Origin of the sequence: Xanthobacter albus (assembly GCF_043194895.2) — a bacterium.
Lineage (GTDB): Bacteria > Pseudomonadota > Alphaproteobacteria > Rhizobiales > Xanthobacteraceae > Xanthobacter.
On sequence record NZ_CM195532.1, the window covers coordinates 4,348,272 to 4,364,862 of the forward strand.

Annotated in this window: 14 protein-coding genes; 12 read left to right on the plus strand and 2 right to left on the minus strand. The window is 70.9% G+C overall.

Annotated elements, in window-relative coordinates; translation table 11 throughout:
- Positions 1-30: 30 nt before the first annotated feature.
- The 3 genes from V5F75_RS19325 (at position 31) to V5F75_RS19335 (ending at position 5,160) form a co-directional block, all read left to right on the plus strand.
- Positions 31-2,682, plus strand: a complete 2,652-nt coding sequence (locus V5F75_RS19325) for a DUF3772 domain-containing protein (RefSeq protein WP_394035145.1) — start codon at positions 31-33, stop codon at positions 2,680-2,682.
- 122 nt (positions 2,683-2,804) lie between these two features.
- Positions 2,805-3,356: a CAP domain-containing protein gene (locus V5F75_RS19330; RefSeq protein WP_394035146.1), complete on the plus strand. Its 552-nt coding sequence runs from the start codon at positions 2,805-2,807 to the stop codon at positions 3,354-3,356.
- A gap of 205 nt (positions 3,357-3,561) precedes the next feature.
- Positions 3,562-5,160 carry an AMP-binding protein gene (locus V5F75_RS19335; protein WP_394035147.1) on the plus strand — a complete coding sequence of 533 codons (1,599 nt, stop codon included), beginning with the start codon at positions 3,562-3,564 and terminating at the stop codon, positions 5,158-5,160.
- 33 nt (positions 5,161-5,193) lie between these two features.
- Here V5F75_RS19335 and V5F75_RS19340 read toward each other — a convergent pair whose 3' ends face one another.
- A complete protein-coding gene (locus tag V5F75_RS19340; protein ID WP_394035148.1) occupies positions 5,194-5,958 on the minus strand; it encodes an aldolase/citrate lyase family protein in 765 nt (254 codons plus the stop codon).
- 301 nt (positions 5,959-6,259) lie between these two features.
- Positions 6,260-6,955, minus strand: a complete 696-nt coding sequence (gene rnhB, locus V5F75_RS19345; RefSeq protein WP_394035149.1) for a ribonuclease HII — start codon at positions 6,953-6,955, stop codon at positions 6,260-6,262.
- Positions 6,956-7,116: 161 nt separating this feature from the next.
- Between rnhB and ypfJ the strand changes: the two genes are divergently transcribed.
- The 9 genes from ypfJ to V5F75_RS19390 all read left to right on the plus strand — a co-directional run bounded on the left by ypfJ (position 7,117) and on the right by V5F75_RS19390 (position 16,421).
- The gene (ypfJ, locus tag V5F75_RS19350) at positions 7,117-8,022 is read left to right on the plus strand and encodes a KPN_02809 family neutral zinc metallopeptidase (RefSeq protein ID WP_394035150.1); all 906 of its coding nucleotides are present in this window, start codon (positions 7,117-7,119) and stop codon (positions 8,020-8,022) included.
- Positions 8,023-8,150: 128 nt separating this feature from the next.
- Complete coding sequence (locus V5F75_RS19355) at positions 8,151-9,788, plus strand: acyl-CoA dehydrogenase family protein (RefSeq protein ID WP_394035151.1); 1,638 nt, start codon at positions 8,151-8,153, stop codon at positions 9,786-9,788.
- A 240-nt stretch (positions 9,789-10,028) separates the two neighbouring features.
- Entirely contained in the window at positions 10,029-10,310 is a 282-nt protein-coding gene (locus V5F75_RS19360) for an acyl carrier protein (protein ID WP_012113283.1), read from the plus strand.
- A gap of 31 nt (positions 10,311-10,341) precedes the next feature.
- Entirely contained in the window at positions 10,342-10,815 is a 474-nt protein-coding gene (locus V5F75_RS19365; RefSeq protein ID WP_394035152.1) for a 3-hydroxyacyl-ACP dehydratase FabZ family protein, read from the plus strand.
- Positions 10,808-11,995 (plus strand): beta-ketoacyl-ACP synthase, encoded by a 1,188-nt coding sequence (locus tag V5F75_RS19370; RefSeq protein ID WP_394035153.1) that lies wholly within the window; start codon positions 10,808-10,810, stop codon positions 11,993-11,995. The genes V5F75_RS19365 and V5F75_RS19370 overlap by 8 nt, the downstream gene beginning before the upstream one ends.
- 280 nt (positions 11,996-12,275) lie before the next feature.
- Positions 12,276-13,559, plus strand: coding sequence for a beta-ketoacyl-ACP synthase (locus tag V5F75_RS19375; RefSeq protein WP_394035154.1), 1,284 nt, complete (start codon positions 12,276-12,278; stop codon positions 13,557-13,559).
- Positions 13,560-13,632: 73 nt separating this feature from the next.
- Positions 13,633-14,382: an SDR family oxidoreductase gene (locus V5F75_RS19380; RefSeq protein WP_394035155.1), complete on the plus strand. Its 750-nt coding sequence runs from the start codon at positions 13,633-13,635 to the stop codon at positions 14,380-14,382.
- 21 nt (positions 14,383-14,403) lie between these two features.
- Positions 14,404-15,426, plus strand: coding sequence for a zinc-binding dehydrogenase (locus V5F75_RS19385; protein ID WP_394035156.1), 1,023 nt, complete (start codon positions 14,404-14,406; stop codon positions 15,424-15,426).
- Between the two features lie 59 nt (positions 15,427-15,485).
- Positions 15,486-16,421 carry a lipid A biosynthesis lauroyl acyltransferase gene (locus V5F75_RS19390; RefSeq protein WP_394035157.1) on the plus strand — a complete coding sequence of 312 codons (936 nt, stop codon included), beginning with the start codon at positions 15,486-15,488 and terminating at the stop codon, positions 16,419-16,421.
- Positions 16,422-16,591: the final 170 nt, after the last annotated feature.

A 16,591-nucleotide genomic window follows, 5' to 3' on the forward strand; every position in this document is an offset into this window, starting at 1 on the left:
GGGACAGGAACGCCGGCTCGGAGGTGAGGAATGCGTTTGCCGAAGTCGAAGCTGCTGATCGCCGCGCTCGCGTTGTGGGCGGGCACGCTCGCGGGCATCGATGCCGTGGTGCGGCCCGTCCCCGCCATTGCCGCGGAGCAGGCGCCGGCCGCCGACGCGGCGAAGGGAAGCGATGCGAAGGACGCCGGCGCCGGAAAACCGGCCGCAGCCGCGCCCGCAGCGCAGCCGGCCGAGGGTGCCGCGCCCGCTGCCACCGCTGCCGCGCCGCCGCCGAAACCCGCAGCCTTGCCGCCCGATCCCGCCGTGCTCGCCGCCCGCGAGAAGATCGAGGCCAACCGCGCCGCCCTCGACGCGCTGGAAGCGGCGCTCTCGGTGGACGGCCTGCGCGCCACCGACCTCGACGACCTGCGCACCCGGCTCGACCCCATCCGCCGCGACCTGCAGCAGCTGACGGAGGATATCGGCCCGCGGCTCGCCGACGCGCGGGCGCGGTTCAAGTCCATCCCCGCCAAGCCCGGCGAGGGCGCGCCCGCCGAGGACCCGGCGGTGACCACAGACCGCGAGCACCTGCAGAAGGTGACCGCCGACCTCGAAGCGGTGCTGGCGCCGGTGCGCACCCTGGCGGACCGCAGCGCCCAGGCCACCGACCGCATCAGCGCCCGGCGCCGCGCCCTGTTCACCAGCCAGCTGTTCGAGCGCACCGATTCGATCCTCGATCCCAGCCTGTGGACGGCGGCCATCGCCGCCACCGGCGTGGAGCTGCATTCCACCCAGCTCCTCATCTCCGACTGGGGCACCTATGCCGCGCGCCGGCACCAGCCGCTGGCGCTCACGGGCATCCTCATCGGCGTGTTCGCGGCGGTGGCGCTGGTGGTGGCCGGCGGACGCTGGCTGCGCGCGCGCCTGCGCACCCCGCCGCCGCCGGCGGGCGAGACCTTCACACGCCTGCGCTCCGCCCGCGAGGCGCTGAAGGTGCTGCTTCTGGAAGTCACGGTGGCGCCCATTGCGACGGTCCTCGGCGTCGCCCTCATCAACACGTTCGAGCTGGTGCCGCCCCGCGCGGAGGAACTGGTGCGCGGCATCGCCCTCGCGGTCATCATCAAGACCATCGGCACCGGCGCGGCGCGGGCCATGCTGGCGCCGGGCGAGCCCTGGCGGCGCATGCCGCCCATCTCCGACCGCGCGGCGATGATCACCTTCCGCTACTTCTCCTGGGCGGTGTGGACGCTGGTGGTGGCGGCGGTGCTCAATGCGCTGCACCGGGTGCTGTTCGTGCCGCTCGGCCTCACGGTGATCACGAGCGCGCTGATGGCGCTGCTCATCGCCGCCTTCATCGCCCGCTTCCTGCTCCACCTCGCGAGCTCGGAGGAGGACGACGAGAACGCCGGGCAGGAGAGCGGGGGCAAGGAGAGCGGCGGCAAGGACAGCGAGGCCCGGGAAACCCAGTCCCACCCCATCGAGGGCCGGCACTGGGTGCGCTTCCTGGTGTGGCTGGTGGTGGCGCTGGTCATCGGCGCCCTCGTCACCGGCTACGTGAGCTTCGCCGCCTTCGTGGCGAGCCGCGTGGTGGTGGCGAGCGCCATCCTCGGCATCCTCTACGTGCTGTACGGGCTCATCGATTCCTTCTTCGGCACCGGGCTCGCGGCCGACACGCCGCGGGCGCGCCACCTGTCGAAGACGCTCGGCCTGAAGCCCAACAGCCTGGAGCTGATCGGGGTCATCATCTCCGGCCTGCTCAAGGTACTGCTATTCGTGGTGGCCGCCTTCCTCATCGTGGGAAGCTGGGGCGCCTCCTCCACCGACGTGATGGACACGATGGAGCGCGTCACCTTCGGGGTGCGCATCGGCAACATCACCATCTCGCTCTCCAGCGTGCTCTACGCGGCGATCTTCCTGCTGGTGGGCATCGTCATCGCGCGCGGGCTGCAGCGGTGGATCACCTCCGCGCTGCTGCCGCGCACGGGGCTGGAGCCCTCGCTGCAATCGTCCATCTCCACCATCGTCGGCTATGTGGGCGTCATCATCGCCATCATGGTCTCCGCGAGCGAGCTGGGGCTCAACCTCGAGAACCTCGCCCTGGTGGCCGGCGCCCTCTCGGTGGGTATCGGCTTCGGCCTCCAGGCCATCGTGTCCAACTTCGTGTCGGGCCTCATCCTGCTGGCGGAACGGCCGGTGCGGGTGGGCGACACCATCGCGGTGAAGGGCGAGGAGGGTTACGTGCGGCGCATCTCGGTGCGCTCCACCGAGATCGAGACCTTCGACCGCGCCTCGGTGATCGTGCCCAATTCCGATCTCATCACCGGCATGGTGAAGAACTGGACCCACGCCAACACCACCGGCCGCATCATCGTGACGCTCAACGTCTCCTACGACGCCGACGCGGAGGAGGTGCGCGACATCCTGGTGAGCTGCGCCTGCACCCATCCGCAGGTGATGAAATCACCGCCGCCGCGGGTGTTCCTCACCAAGTTCATCGAGGGCGGCATGGTGTTCGAGCTCAGGTGCGTGGTGGCGAACGTGGACTATTCGCTGACCGTCAAGAGCGACCTGCATTTCCAGATCCTCTCGCGGTTCCGCGCCGCGGGCATCGGCATGGCGGCGCAGCCCTGGGCCGTGCTCTCCCAGCCACCGGCGGACCTGGCGCCCCCGCCCGCCGCCGGCCCGCTGCCGGACGGCGCCTGAGGGCTCCGCCTCACGCAGGGGGATTAACGCCCCCTATACCGGCCCCGGCGCACAAGTGCCGGAGCCGTACCGGCGTCCCGCCCCGGCGGGGCACCGCTTCCGCATCGCCTCCAGGAGCCGCCATGCGCGCCCTTTTCCCCGCCCCGTCGCTCACCCGCAGGGGCACCCGACGCGCGAGCGCCGGCCTCGTTCTCGCCCTGCTGCTCGCCGGCTGCGGCACCACCGAGACGCTCAACGAGCAGCCCGCCTTCTACACCAACCTCGCCAAGACCGGGAAACCCGTGGACGCGGAGGCCGCCGTCTCCATGATCTCGGACTACCGCACCGCGCGCGGCCTTTCCGCGCTCACCCTCGACCCCGCCCTGACCCAGCTCGCCCAGGAGCAGGCAAACGCCATGGCGCGGGCCGACAACCTCTCCCACGAGGTGGGCGGGCGCTCGTTCGTGCAGCGCGTGAAGGCTTCCGGCTACAAGGCGCGGCAGGCGGTGGAGAACGTGGGCGCCGGCTATCACACGCTGGCGGAGGCCTTTTCCGGCTGGCGCGATTCCCCGCCCCACAACAAGAACATGCTGACGCCGGGCGTGACCCGCATGGGTATCGCCACCGCCAACGCGCCCAATTCCAAGTACAAGGTCTACTGGGCGCTGGTGCTCGCCCAGCCGGATGAGCGCTGAGCCGCGCCGCGTTTTGCGTCGCGGCAAACCAATCGTGGACCCGGCGGCTCCGACCCGTTAGAGCATTTTCAAGCGAAGTGGATACCGGTTCGCGTTAGGAAAATGCGTAAAGGCAACAGTCTATGGCATGTGCGGTGAACCTGGGTTCGCGGCAGATGCCATAGCGTCCCGCCCGTTTCGAGGGGCGAGGCACGGACTTCACGGGATGCTGCCGGACATTCAAGACTATGACGGGCTGATCCGCGCCTTCCGCTGGGCGCTGCCCGAGACCTACAACATCGCCGTCCACGCCTGCGACCAATGGGCCGCCCAGGCGCCGGAGCGGCCGGCCCTCTTCCTGCCCGCCGGCGGCGGCTTCGCGCCCTTCTCCTACGGCGCGCTCTCTTCCCTCTCCAACCGGCTCGCCCATGGCCTCGCGGCGCATGGGGTGCGGGCGGGCGACCGGGTCGCCATCCTGCTGCCCCAGTCGGTGGAGGTGCTCGCCACCCATTTCGCGGTCTACAAGCTGGGCGCCGTCGCGGTGCCGCTGGCGGGCGCGTTCGGGGTGGAGGCGATCGCCTACCGGCTCGCGGATTCCGGAGCGCGGGCGCTCGTCACCGACGATGCCGGCCTCGCCAAGGTGACGGCGCGGCCGGAGGCACTCGACCTGGTGGTGAGCGTGGACGGGGCGCGCGCGGACGCCCTCGCCTTCGCCGATCTGGTGGCGGGCGGAGCGGACCGGCCCACGGGCCTTGCCACCGGGCCGGATACGCCGGCCCTGATGATCTACACCTCCGGCACCACCGGCCAGCCCAAGGGCGCGCTGCACGGCCACCGCGTGCTGCTGCCGCACGTCAGCGGCGTGCGCTTCACCCATGATTTCCTGCCCCACCCGGGCGACCGCATGTGGACCCCTTCCGACTGGGCCTGGGCGGGCGGGCTGCTCAACACGGTGCTGCCGGCCCTCGCCCTCGGCGTGCCGGTGGTGGTGCAGCCCAGGGGCAAGTTCGACCCCGAGGCCGCCTTCGCCTTGATGGCGGCGGCCGGCGTGCGCAACGCCTTCATTCCCCCCACCGCCCTCAAGATGATGCGCGCCGTCCCCTCCCCCCGCGCGCGTTTCGGGCTCGACCTGCGCACCGTGGGCTCGGCCGGCGAGGCGCTGGGGGCGGAGACCTTCGCCTGGAGCCGGGAGGCGCTGGGCGTGCAGGTGAACGAATTCTACGGCCAGACCGAGTGCAACTACGTCATCGGCTCCAACGCCGCCCTGGGCGTCTCCCGCGCGGGAGCGACGGGCAAGGCCATTCCCGGCCACGAGGTGTGCGTGCTGGGCGAGGACGGGAAGCCCGCGGCGGCCGGAGAGATGGGCCAGATCGCGGTGCGCGCCGGCGATCCGGTGATGTTCCTTTCCTATTGGAACCGCCCGGAGGCGACCGAGGAAAAGTATCGCAACGGCTGGTTCCTCACCGGCGACCTCGCGCGGCAGGATGAGGACGGCTACTTCCACTTCCTGGGCCGCGACGACGACATCATCACCTCCGCCGGCTACCGCATCGGCCCGGCGGAGATCGAGGACACGCTGCTGCGGCACCCGGCGGTGGCGCTGGCGGCGGCGGTGGGCAAGCCCGATGCGATGCGCACCGAGATCGTCAAGGCGGTGCTGGTGCTGGCGCCGGGCTACGCGCCCTCCGACACCCTGGTGGCGGATATCCAGGATTTCGTGCGCACGCGCCTCGCGGCCTATGAATATCCGCGCGAGATCGTGTTCACGGACGAGCTGCCCCTCACCACCACCGGCAAGGTCATCCGCCGCGCGCTGAGGGGCTGAGGCCCCTCAGCCGATGCAGGGCGACGCGCCTGGCTATTCGCGGAACTTGCGGGCCAGCTCGTCGGCCGCGCGCACCAGCAGCATCACGTCGATGCCCACGGCGGTGAAGGCCGCCCCCGCCGCCATGTAGCGCCGCGCCAAGGCGGGATCATTGGCGAGGATGCCCGGCCGGTTGCCGGTGGAGAGGATGCGCAGCATCGCCGTCTCGATGGCCTCCACCACGCGGGGATTGCGGGTGTCGTTCAGGAAGCCCATGGAGGCGGAAAGGTCGCCGGGGCCGATGAACACCCCGTCCACCCCCTCCACGGCGGCGATCTCCTCCACCTGCTCCAGCGCCTCCATGGTCTCCACCTGCACCAGCACGCACATCTCCTCCTCGTGGCGGGAGAAGTAGTCGCTCATGCGGCCGAAGGCGGTGGCCCGCACGTTGCCGGCGAAGCCACGGATGCCCTTGGGCGGATAGCGGGTGGCGGCCACCGCCGCCCGCGCCTCCTCGGCATTCTGCACCATGGGCACGAGGATGGTGTCGGCGCCGAGGTCCAGCACGCGCTTGATGACGACAGGATCGTTCCACGGCACCCGCACCACCGGATGGGCGGTGCCGCGGGTGGTGGCCTGGAGCATGGAGAGGATATCCGGCACCTCGTTGGGTGCATGCTCGGCGTCGATCAGCAGCCAGTCGAAGCCGGAGGCGGCCACCGCCTCGGCGGTGAGGGGGCTCGGAATGGAGCACCACAGGCCGAGCTGCTGGCGCCCGGCATGCAGCGCGCGCTTGAAGTGGTTGTCGGGACGACGCATGGGCTCCTCCATCGCCGCGCGGCGGCACCCTCGCTCCGGCGCGCGGACACGGGTCACCGGCGGCCTTTTCACCTCATTACACCCCGGCCTTCGGCCGGCGCCATTTCAGTTTCGTTCAAGCGCCGCGCGGGCTTGAACGAAGACCCATTGGAACGACCGGCGAGACCAGCGCGCGGGTCCTTGCATGAGAAAGCATCCGGTGAATTCGGACCCGCCGGATGTGTTCCAGCTCCTATCGTCACGCATTTCCCGACACGAACCGCCACGCACGTCCGCGGACACTCCTCACCCCCGCCGCCCGCTACGCTTCCCCCTCGTCGCCGAACAGCGCGAGCTGCCGCTCGCGCACCGGGGCGAAGGACTGCCGGTGGTGGCGGCAGGGGCCGTGGGCGTCCAGCGCCTCGGCGTGGCGCGGGGTGCCGTAGCCCTTGTGTTTCTCGAAGCCATAGGCCGGGAAAGCGGCGCCGACACCGGCCATCAGCCGGTCGCGCACCACCTTCGCGACGATGGAGGCGGCGGCGATGGAGGCGACGAGCCCGTCGCCGCCCACGATGGCCTCCACCGGGCAGGCCGCCGGCGGCGGGTCGTTGCCGTCCACCAGCAGCAGCGCCGGCGGGCGCGGCAGGCCCGCCACCGCCCGCGCCAGCGCCCACAGGGTGGCCTGGCGGATGTTGTCACGGTCGATGCGCGCCGGCGGGGCAAGGCTCACCGCCACCTCCGCGGTGGCGCAGATCTCGGCATAGAGCGCCTCGCGCCGGGCGGCCGAGAGCTTCTTCGAATCGTTGAGGCCGGCGGGCACGCGCTGCGGATCGAGCACCACCGCCGCCGCCACCACCGGCCCGGCCAGCGGCCCGCGCCCCACCTCGTCGGCCCCGGCGATCGGCAGGATGCCGCGCGCCATGAGCGCCCGCTCGCGGCTGAAATCGAGCGCGGCGAAGGGCTCCGCCGCCCGCGCCCGCCCCGTCTTCGGCCCCGCCGTCCGCCGTCCTGCCGGCATGCCCGCTCTCCCCTTCCGGCGCCGCGCCGCCGCGCCCCTGCCGCGACGCAGGGTGGTGGCCGCGCGGCGCGCGGTGTAACACAGAAGGCGGTGAGATACCCGGGCTGATGGCGGGGCTCCCCCCGGCCACGCGGGCCGGAGCAAGCGCGGGAGGCGGGTCGATGCGTTGGGAGGACTATCGCTCCAGCGACAATGTGGAGGACCGGCGCGGCGAGGGCGGCGGCTCCCGGATACCGGGCGGCCGCGGCGGGCTCGGCATCGGCACCATCATCATCGTGGGATTGATCGGCTGGGCGCTGGGCATCAACCCGGCGGTGCTCATCGGCGGGCTCGAGGCCATCAACGGCATGGGCGGCGGCCAGCAGCAGCAATACGCCCCGCAGCGCCAGGGCGGCCAGCAGAGCGCGAGCCAGGGCGCGCCCAAGGACCAGCTCGGCCGCTTCGCCGCCGCCGTGCTCGCCCAGACCGAGGACGTGTGGACCGACGTCTTCCGCGCGGAAGGACGCACCTACCAGGACCCCAAGCTGGTGCTGTTCTCCGGCGCCACCCGCTCCGCCTGCGGCGGGGCGCAATCGGCCATGGGTCCGTTCTACTGCCCGCTGGACCAGAAGGTCTACCTCGACCTCGCCTTCTTCCAGGAGATGAAGAACCGCTTCAACGCGGGCGGCGATTTCGCGGCCGCCTATGTGATCGCCCACGAGGTGGGCCACCATGTGGAAAACCTCACCGGCATCCTGCCCAAGGTGCAGCAGGCGCAGGCGCGGGCGAACTCGCGCGCCGAGGCCAACGCCCTCTCCGTGCGCGTGGAGCTGATGGCCGACTGCCTCGCCGGAGTGTGGGCCTACCACGCCAATGCCCGCTATCGCATCCTCGAGGAGGGCGACGTGGAGGAGGCGCTGAACGCCGCCACCGCCATCGGCGACGATACCCTCCAGAAGCGCTCCCAGGGCTACGCCGTGCCCGACAGCTTCACCCACGGCACCTCGCGCCAGCGGGTCGCGTGGTTCACGCGCGGGCTTAAGAGCGGCTCCACGCAGCAATGCAATACCTTCCAGGGGCCCATCTGAGCCCCCGGATAACCAAAAAGTATAATATACTAAAAGTTGTATTTCCCATCGGGGCCGCCATGCTTTCCGCACGGCGGATCGGCACCGGGACAAGCCGGGCCCGCGCCGGGGGAAACCGGGGAAACGCCATGGACCTGCCGCCGATCACCGAAGAGGTGCTCAACCAGCCGCCGCCGTTCGGCGACGTGAACCTCGCCACCCTCGACACGCCGCTGATGGAAAGCGCGGCGGCGGCCGGACACGGGGAGGCCATCGCCGCCTTCGGCGCCGCCTGGGGCAGCGCCGCGCGCCTGGAGCTGGGGCGGCTCGCAAACGCCAACCCGCCGCTGCTCCACACCCACGACGCCCAGGGCCGGCGCCGCGACCAGGTGGAGTTCCACCCCGCCTACCACACGCTGATGGGCGAGAGCGTCGCGGCGGGGCTCCACTGCTCCGGCTGGGACGTGGCCGGGCGGGCGGACCTCGTCCGCCGCGCCGCCCATCTCTATCTCGTCACCCAGGCGGAGGCCGGCCACGTCTGTCCCCTCACCATGACCCACGCCGCCCCGGCGGCGCTGGCGGCGAGCCCCCAATTGCTGCGCGACTGGCTGCCGCGCATCCGCTCGCGCCGCTACGACGGGCGCTTCCTGCCCTTCTGGGAGAAGGCCGGCGTCACCATCGGCATGGGCATGACCGAGAAGCAGGGCGGCAGCGATGTGCGTGCCAACATCACCCGCGCCATACCGACCGGCGGCGACGAATACGAGATCACCGGCCACAAGTGGTTCTTCTCCGCCCCCATGAGCGACGCCTTCCTGGTGCTGGCCCAGGCGCCGGCGGGGCTCACCTGCCTTCTCATGCCGCGCTTCCGGCCGGACGGCGCGGTGAACGGCCTGCGCCTGATGCGCCTCAAGGACAAGCTGGGCAACCGCTCCAACGCCTCGGGCGAGGTGGAGTTCGAGCGCGCCTTCGCCTGGCGGGTGGGCGAGGAAGGGCGTGGGGTGCGCACCATCCTGCGCATGGTGCAGCTCACCCGGCTCGACTGCGCGGTCTCCTCCGCCGGGCTGATGCGCCTTGCCCTCACCCTCGCGCTCCACCACGCCCGTCACCGCAGCGCCTTCCAGCGGCGGCTGGTGGACCAGCCCGCCATGGCCATGGTGCTGGCCGATCTCGCGCTGGAGGCGGAGGCGGCCACCGCCCTCGCCCTGCGCCTCGCCGCGAGCTTCGAGGACGAGGCGGCCAACGGCGGCCCGCGCGACGGAGAGGCCGCGCGCGCCCGCCTGCTCACCCCCGCGGTCAAGTTCGCCCTCTGCAAGACGGCGCCCGCCTTCGTGTTCGAGGCCATGGAGGCGCTGGGCGGCAATGGCTACGTGGAGGAGGGCATGATGCCGCGCCTCTACCGGGAAGCGCCGGTGAACGCCATATGGGAAGGCGCGGGCAACATGCTCGCCCTCGACCTGCTGCGCGGCGCCGCGCGCGACCCCCACGCCGTGCACACCCTGCTCGCGGAGCTGAAGGCCGATGCCGTGGGGCTCCCCGGCGTGCCCGCCTTCTCCGACGCGCTGGAGCGACTCATCGCCGGCGGCGCCGCCCCCGAGGCCCATGCGCGGCGCGCGGCGCAGGATCTTTCCATCCTGGCCGCCGCGGCCGCCCTCGCCCGCACCGCGCCGCCCGAGGTGGCCGAGGCCTATGCGGCCACCCGCCTCGCCCGCCCGCGCGGCGGCTACGGCACCAATGCGGTGGAAGATGCCTGCGATCTCCTGCTGGCGCGGGCCGGCGCGGCATGAGGCTTGCGGCGCGGGGCCCCGCGTGCGATGTCAATTCCGGTAGGGCGATTAACGGTTGACGCAGGGTCCGGCGGACACCTGCGGGCGGGGGCCATTGAAACCTCCGCACGCGTTCGCTATAGGGGCCGTCAACTCATCCCAGGGCCATCCGGCCGCAACGTCGGCCCGGCCGACGGCGGCGTACCGCTCGCGCGATGCGGGTGCGGCGGGTAGCGGCCAGTACACGAGAGGCGTCAGTCCATGTCTTCCACGTTCGACACGGTGGCCAACATCATCGCGGAAACGTGCGATATCCCGCGGGACACCATCACGCCGGACAGCCACGCCATCGACGATCTGGGCATCGACAGCCTCGACTTCCTCGATATCGCCTTCGCCATCGACAAGGCGTTCGGCATCAAGCTGCCGCTGGAGCAGTGGACGCAGGAAGTGAACGACGGCAAGGCCACCACCGAGCAGTATTTCGTGCTCAAGAATCTCTGCGCGCGCATCGACGAGCTGGTGGCCGCCAAGGCCGCCTGAATCTGATCCCGCGCGCGACCGGACGGAGCTGATGCGTCCTGAAGTCTTCAAGATGATCGACCGGGTCGTGACCATCGACCCGTCGCTCAACAAAATCCATTGCCAGGGCTTGGTGCCCCAGGAAAGCTCCATCTTCGAGGGGCATTTCCCGGGCTATCCCATCATGCCCGGCGTGCTTCTCATCGAGGCCATGGCGCAGACCACCGGATGGCTGGTGCTGGCGCGCAACCGCTTCGAGCGGATGCCTTTCCTCGCCACCGTGAAGGAAGCCAAGCTGCGCACCTTCGTGGTCCCGGGGCAGAATCTCGACCTTTATTCCGAGATCCTGCACGAGGGCTCCGGCTTCGTGGTGGCCCGCACCCAGGCCCTGTTCGAAGGCAAGCTGGTGTGTTCCGCCGAGCTCACCTTCCGCGTGCTGCCCTGGCCGGAAGGCAAGATGAAGGCGGTGGTCATGAAGGTGGCCGAGCACGTTTCCTTTCCCCTGACGGACTTTGCCGATGCCTGATGCACGCGCCACGCGGCGCGAGGTGTGGATCACGGGCATCGGGCTCGTATCCTCCCTCGGCGAGGGGCTCGAAGCCCACTGGGAGGCCCTGACCAAGGGTCAGGCACCCGTCACCGACGCGACCACCTTTGCGCCGTACGTGGTGCATCCGCTGGTCAAGGTCAATTTCGACACGCAGATCCCCAAGAGGGGCGATCAGCGGCAGATGGAGCCCTGGCAGCGCATCGGTACCTATGCCGCCGGCCTCGCGCTGGAGGCTGCCGGCATCGCGAAGGACGCCGAGATCCTCTCCCGCACCGACATGATCGTGGCGGCAGGCGGCGGCGAGCGCGACTTCGCGGTGGACGCGGCCATCCTCAACGATTTGTCCACGTCCAACGATCCCGGGCGGCTGCTGAACGAGCGCCTGCTGTCGGACCTGCGGCCCACCCTCTCGCTGGCGCAGCTCTCCAACCTGCTGGCCGGCAACATCTCCATCGTCCACGGGGTCACGGGCTCGTCCCGAACCTTCATGGGCGAGGAGAGCGCGGGGGTGGACGCGGTGCGCATCGCCTTCACGCGCATCGCCTCCGGCCAGAGCGAGATCGGCCTCGTGGGCGGCGCCTACAACGCCGAGCGCGAGGACACGCTGCTCCTCAACGACCTGGACGATTTCTGCCTGAAGGGCGCGTTCCGTCCCGTCTTCTCCACGCCGGAGCCGGGCATCGCGGCGGGCTCCATGGGCGCCTTCCTGGTGCTCGAATCGCCGGACCACGCCAAGGCGCGGGGCGCGACGCCCATCGCCAGGCTCTCCGGCGTGTGGTCCGAGCGGGCGCGGCGACAGGTGGAGGGCGCGGTGCGCGACAAGGTGCGCGCGCTCATCACCACCGCCGGCACCGCGGGCGAAAGCGCCGTCATCTCCTGCGCCACCGGCGCGCGGGACGCGACGCAGCCTGAGGCCGAGGCCCTCACCGCCACCGGGCTGCCGGTGCGCGCCGTGGCGAACCGCCTCGGCCACGGCTTCGAGGCGCAGTTCATCGCCGGGCTCGCGCTCGGCGCCCTGTGCGTCTCCAAGGGCGCGCTCTATCCGGCACTCGCGGACGATCCGCTGGAGCAGGACGGCGGCGTGGTTTCCCGTGTGGTGGTCACCTCCGTCGGCCATTGGCGCGGCGAAGGCGCGGGCGTGGTCGAGAAGATCTGAGGGCGCCTGCGCCCTCCGCCCCCTCGGGCACCTTTGGGAATCACGCGCCCGGTCCGGTCGAGCCGCCTCGATCGCCCGCCGGGCGCTTCTCCGTTTCGGCGCCCCGCGCAGGATGCGGCTTCACGGGGCGGGCGGTTCGTCAGCCGCGCATTTACCTTGTGCGCGGCTTGGGCGTATTTTCCGGCGACACGGGCCGCAGGCCGCGCAGCGCGCGCCGGGCAGCACACGCCATCCACGGGCGCCTCGGGGCGGGCGCACCTCGAATTGGGGGAGCCGCGACATGACGCAGGCGCATTTGGACAAGTTCGGACGGCCCATCGTCGTCGTCACCGGCATCGGCATCGTCACCTCGCTCGGCCAGGGCAAGGACGACAACTGGCGGCGCCTGACGGCGGGCGAATCGGGCATCCACACCATCACCCGCTTCCCCATCGAGGGCATGCGCACCACCATCGCCGGCACGGTGGACTTCCTGTTCGAGGGCCGCGTGCCCGCACCGGACCTTTCCGAGAAGCTCGCCACCCTGGCGGTGGAAGAGGCCATCGCGGAGGCGGCCATCGGCGCGCCGGGCGACTTCCCCGGCCCGCTGTTCGCCGCCGTGCCGCCGGTGGAGCTGGAATGGCCTGAGCGCCGGCAGCTCGCCGAGGCGGTGGGGCATTATCCCATCGTCTATCACGACCTCCTCGGCGCGGCCGATTCGGGCAAGTTCCGCCCGTGGCACGAGCGCTTCCTGTTCGGCTCGGTGGCCGACCGGCTCGCCGACCGCTTCGGCACCCGCGGCCAGCCCATCTCGCTGTCCACCGCCTGCGCCTCGGGCGCGACCGCCATCCAGCTCGGCGTCGAGGCCATCCGCCGCGGCGACACCGAGGTGGCGCTCTCGCTCGGCACCGACGGCTCGGTGCACCCGGAAGCGCTCATCCGCTTCTCGCTGCTCTCGGCCCTCACCACCGCCAACGACAAGCCGGAGGAGGCCGCCCGGCCCTTCGCCAAGAATCGCGACGGCTTCGTGATGGCGGAGGGCGCCGCCGCCTTGGTGCTGGAGAGCTATGCCCACGCGGTCGCGCGCGGCGCCAGGATCCTGGGCGTGCTGGAAGGCTGCGGCGAGATGGCGGATAACTTCCACCGCACCCGCTCCAATCCGGACGGCCGTCCCATCATCGGCTGCATGCGCAACGCCTTCGCCGATGCCGGCATCACCGCCGACGACGTGGACTACATCAATGCGCACGGCACCTCGACCCCCGAGAACGACCGCATGGAATATGTGGGGCTGAAGGCCGTGTTCAGCGAGGAAAAGCTGGCGCAGACGCCCATCTCCTCCAACAAGTCCATGATCGGCCACACGCTGACGGCCGCGGGCGCCATCGAGGCGGCGGTGTCGCTGCTCACCATCGCCAACGGGCGCATTCCGCCGACCATCAATTACCACGTGCCGGACCCGGCCATTCCGCTGGACGTGGTGCCGAACGTCGCCCGCGACGCCCAGGTGCGGCGGGTGATCTCCAACTCGTTCGGCTTCGGCGGGCAGAACGTGTGCCTGGTGCTCGCGGGCGAGCCGGCGTGAGCCGGTCCCCGCACCTCAACCTTCCTTCTCCCGCTCCCGCGCGCGCGGGGCAGGCCGTGCCCGGACATCCGCGATGAAGCCCATCCTCGTCACCGGCGGCGGCCGGGGCCTCGGCGCGGCCATCGTGCGCCGGCTGGTGGAGGCCGGCTTCGCGGTCACTTTCACCTATCGCTCGGCAACCGCGGAGGCGCAGGCGCTGGTGGACGAGGCGCGCGCGGCCCATCCGGACGCACAGGTGAGCGCGCGTGCCCTCGACCTCGCCGACCGGGATGCCGTGGAAGCGTTCGCGCAGGAGCTGGAGGCGGGCGCGCCGTGGTTCGGCTTTTGCCACAATGCCGGCGCCTCCTATGACACGCTCGCCGCCATGATGGACCAGGAGAAGGCCGAGGCGGTGATGCAGGTTAACCACTTCGCCTTCGCCCGCCTCGCCCGCGCCCTGGTGCGGCCCATGACGCGGGCGCGCGAGGGGCGCATCGTCGCCATCGGCTCGGTGGCGGCGCTCCAGGCCAATCCCGGCAACGTGGCCTATGCCGCCTCCAAGGCGGCGCTGCTCGCCCATGTGCGCGGGCTCGCCATCGAGACCGCCCGGCGGGGCGTGACGGCGAACTACATCGCCCCCGGCTTCATCGATACCGCCATGCTGGAGAAGTATGCGGACTACCGCGCCCGAATGGAGGCGCAAATCCCCGCCGGCCGCTTCGCCACGCCCGACGACGTGGCGCAGGTGGCGGCCTTCCTCTTCTCCCCCGGCGCGGGCTATATGACCGGCGCCATCCTGCCGGTGGACGGCGGGCTTTCCGCCGCCCTCCCCGCCCACCGCTGACACCAACTTCAGAGAAAAAGAATGCGTGGCCTCCAGCTCGTCTCCGACCGCAAGCTCGAACTCGTGACCCTGCCCGAGCCCGAGGCGCCGGGCGCCGGCGAGGTGCAGATCCGCGTGAAGGCGCTGGCGCTCAACCATATCGACGTGTGGGGCTGGCGCGGCATGGCCTTCGCCAAGCGCAAGATGCCGCTGGTGGTGGGCGCCGAGGCGGCCGGTGAGATCGTGGCGCTGGGCGCCGACGTGCGCGGGCTGAAGGTGGGCCAGACGGTCGCCATGTACGGCGCCATGACCTGCGGCCACTGCCACAACTGCCTCGCTGGGCGTGACAACCTGTGCGAGAGCGTGGGCGGCGTTCTGGGCTTCCACATCGACGGCTTCGCCCGCGACGTCATCAACATGCCCGAGCGGCTCGTGATCCTCGCGCCGCAGGGGATCTCCTTCGAGGAGGCCGCCTGCGCCGGCATCACCTTCTCCACCGTCGAGCACATGCTGTTCGACAATGCCAAGCTGGAGAAGGGCGAGACCGTGCTGGTGCATGCCGGCGGCTCGGGCATCGGCTCGGCCGCCATCCGCCTCGCGAAGGACGTGGGCGCCACCGTCATCACCACCGTCGGCGACGATGAGAAGGGGGAGAAGGCGAAGGCCCTGGGCGCCGACCACGTCATCAACTACCGCCGCGACCGCTTCGAGCATGAGGTGCGCAAGATCACCAAGAAGGTGGGCGTGGACGTGGTGTTCGAGCACGTGGGCGCCGACACCTGGAACGCCTCGCTGCTGTCCATGAAGCCGGGCGCGCGCCTCGTCACCTGCGGCTCCACTTCGGGCGTGAGCGTGCAGATGAACCTGATGCAGCTCTTCCAGCGCCAGTACAAGATTTTCGGCTCCTTCGGCGCCACCATCCGCAACGTGGCCGACGGCCTGGAGAAGATGGGCCGCGGCATCAAGCCGGTGATCGACACCGTCGTGCCGCTCGAAAACTTCAACGAGGGCCTGGAGCGCCTCGAAAGCCGCCGCGTGTTCGGCAAGATCGTCGTGCAGTTCTGACAAAGACCGGCGGACGGGGCGCGCCCCTTCCGCTGGGTCGCCTGAGCCATCGAGCCGCCGTGCCGAAGCCGAAGAAACCTCTCCGCCGCCTCAAGAAGCGCCTTTCCGCCCTGCTCACGCCGGTGGTGGAGAGCGTGGTGGGCGGCTATGTGCGCTTTTCCATCTGGTGGCTGCGCCTGTGGCCGCTGTGGCTGTCCTCGGGCGGCATGGCCTTCTGGGCGCGGCTCATCGGCCCCCTGTTCCCGGTCAGCGGCACCGCCCGGCGCAACCTCAGGGCCGCCTTTCCCGAAAAGAGCCGCGCCGAGATCGAGCACCTGGTGCGGGGCGTCTGGGCCAACATGGGCCGGCTCGCCGCCGATTTCGCCCAGCAGGACCGGTTGTGGGACTACGACCCCGCCCATCCCGGCGCCGGCCGCATCGAGGTGAAGGGCGTCGAGATCTTCGAGCGCCTGCGCGACGACGGGCGCCCCGCCCTGTTCTTCACGGCCCACACCGGAGACTGGGAGCTTTGCGCCGTCGCCGGCGCCAAGTTCCACATGCCGGGCGGCGTGCTCTACCGCGCGCCCAACAACAAGAAGGCGGCCGACCTCATCGAGGAGATGCGCGCCGGCAACATGCCGGGGCTCATCCGCGCCGGCCGCGATGCCGGCCGCGTCATGGCGCGGATGCTCGCGGACGGCCAGCATCTCGGCATGCTGGTGGACCAGCATTGGAGCGGCGGCCCGAAGGTGACCTTCTTCGGCCGCCCCTGTTACGCCAACCCCACGCTGGCGCGTCTCGCCCGCCAGTTCGATTGCCCGGTTCACGGCATGCGCGTCATCCGCCTGCCCGGCGCCCGGTTCCGCGTGGAGATCACCGAGGAAGTGCCCCTGCCCCGCGACACGGAGGGCAAGATCGAGGTGGTGGGCGCCATGCAGGTCGTCACCTCTGTCATCGAGGAATGGGTGCGCGAGTACCCCGAGCAATGGCTGTGGTTGCACCGCCGCTGGCGGTAGAATGACGCGCCCCGCCTTCGGCAAAAAGAGCCGCTTGACGTAAGCCCTCCACGCGGAGATAGGCGTGGGGTTGCTGGAAGCGTGCCCGCTCCCGGCCGATTCTGCTGCACCTCCCCCAGGCGGCCGATCCCGCGCTCCGGGGCCAAATGCCCGCGACCCCCACGGCAAGA

Bases quoted from the DNA above. Each gene is read 5' to 3' on its own strand.
- V5F75_RS19325 (WP_394035145.1), top strand. From the start codon at position 31: ATGCGTTTGCCGAAGTCGAAGCTGCTGATCGCCGCGCTCGCGTTGTGG.
- V5F75_RS19330 (WP_394035146.1), top strand. From the start codon at position 2,805: ATGCGCGCCCTTTTCCCCGCCCCGTCGCTCACCCGCAGGGGCACCCGA.
- V5F75_RS19335 (WP_394035147.1), top strand. From the start codon at position 3,562: ATGCTGCCGGACATTCAAGACTATGACGGGCTGATCCGCGCCTTCCGC.
- V5F75_RS19340 (WP_394035148.1), bottom strand. From the start codon at position 5,958: ATGCGTCGTCCCGACAACCACTTCAAGCGCGCGCTGCATGCCGGGCGC.
- rnhB (WP_394035149.1), bottom strand. From the start codon at position 6,955: ATGCCGGCAGGACGGCGGACGGCGGGGCCGAAGACGGGGCGGGCGCGG.
- ypfJ (WP_394035150.1), top strand. From the start codon at position 7,117: ATGCGTTGGGAGGACTATCGCTCCAGCGACAATGTGGAGGACCGGCGC.
- V5F75_RS19355 (WP_394035151.1), top strand. From the start codon at position 8,151: ATGGACCTGCCGCCGATCACCGAAGAGGTGCTCAACCAGCCGCCGCCG.
- V5F75_RS19360 (WP_012113283.1), top strand. From the start codon at position 10,029: ATGTCTTCCACGTTCGACACGGTGGCCAACATCATCGCGGAAACGTGC.
- V5F75_RS19365 (WP_394035152.1), top strand. From the start codon at position 10,342: ATGCGTCCTGAAGTCTTCAAGATGATCGACCGGGTCGTGACCATCGAC.
- V5F75_RS19370 (WP_394035153.1), top strand. From the start codon at position 10,808: ATGCCTGATGCACGCGCCACGCGGCGCGAGGTGTGGATCACGGGCATC.
- V5F75_RS19375 (WP_394035154.1), top strand. From the start codon at position 12,276: ATGACGCAGGCGCATTTGGACAAGTTCGGACGGCCCATCGTCGTCGTC.
- V5F75_RS19380 (WP_394035155.1), top strand. From the start codon at position 13,633: ATGAAGCCCATCCTCGTCACCGGCGGCGGCCGGGGCCTCGGCGCGGCC.
- V5F75_RS19385 (WP_394035156.1), top strand. From the start codon at position 14,404: ATGCGTGGCCTCCAGCTCGTCTCCGACCGCAAGCTCGAACTCGTGACC.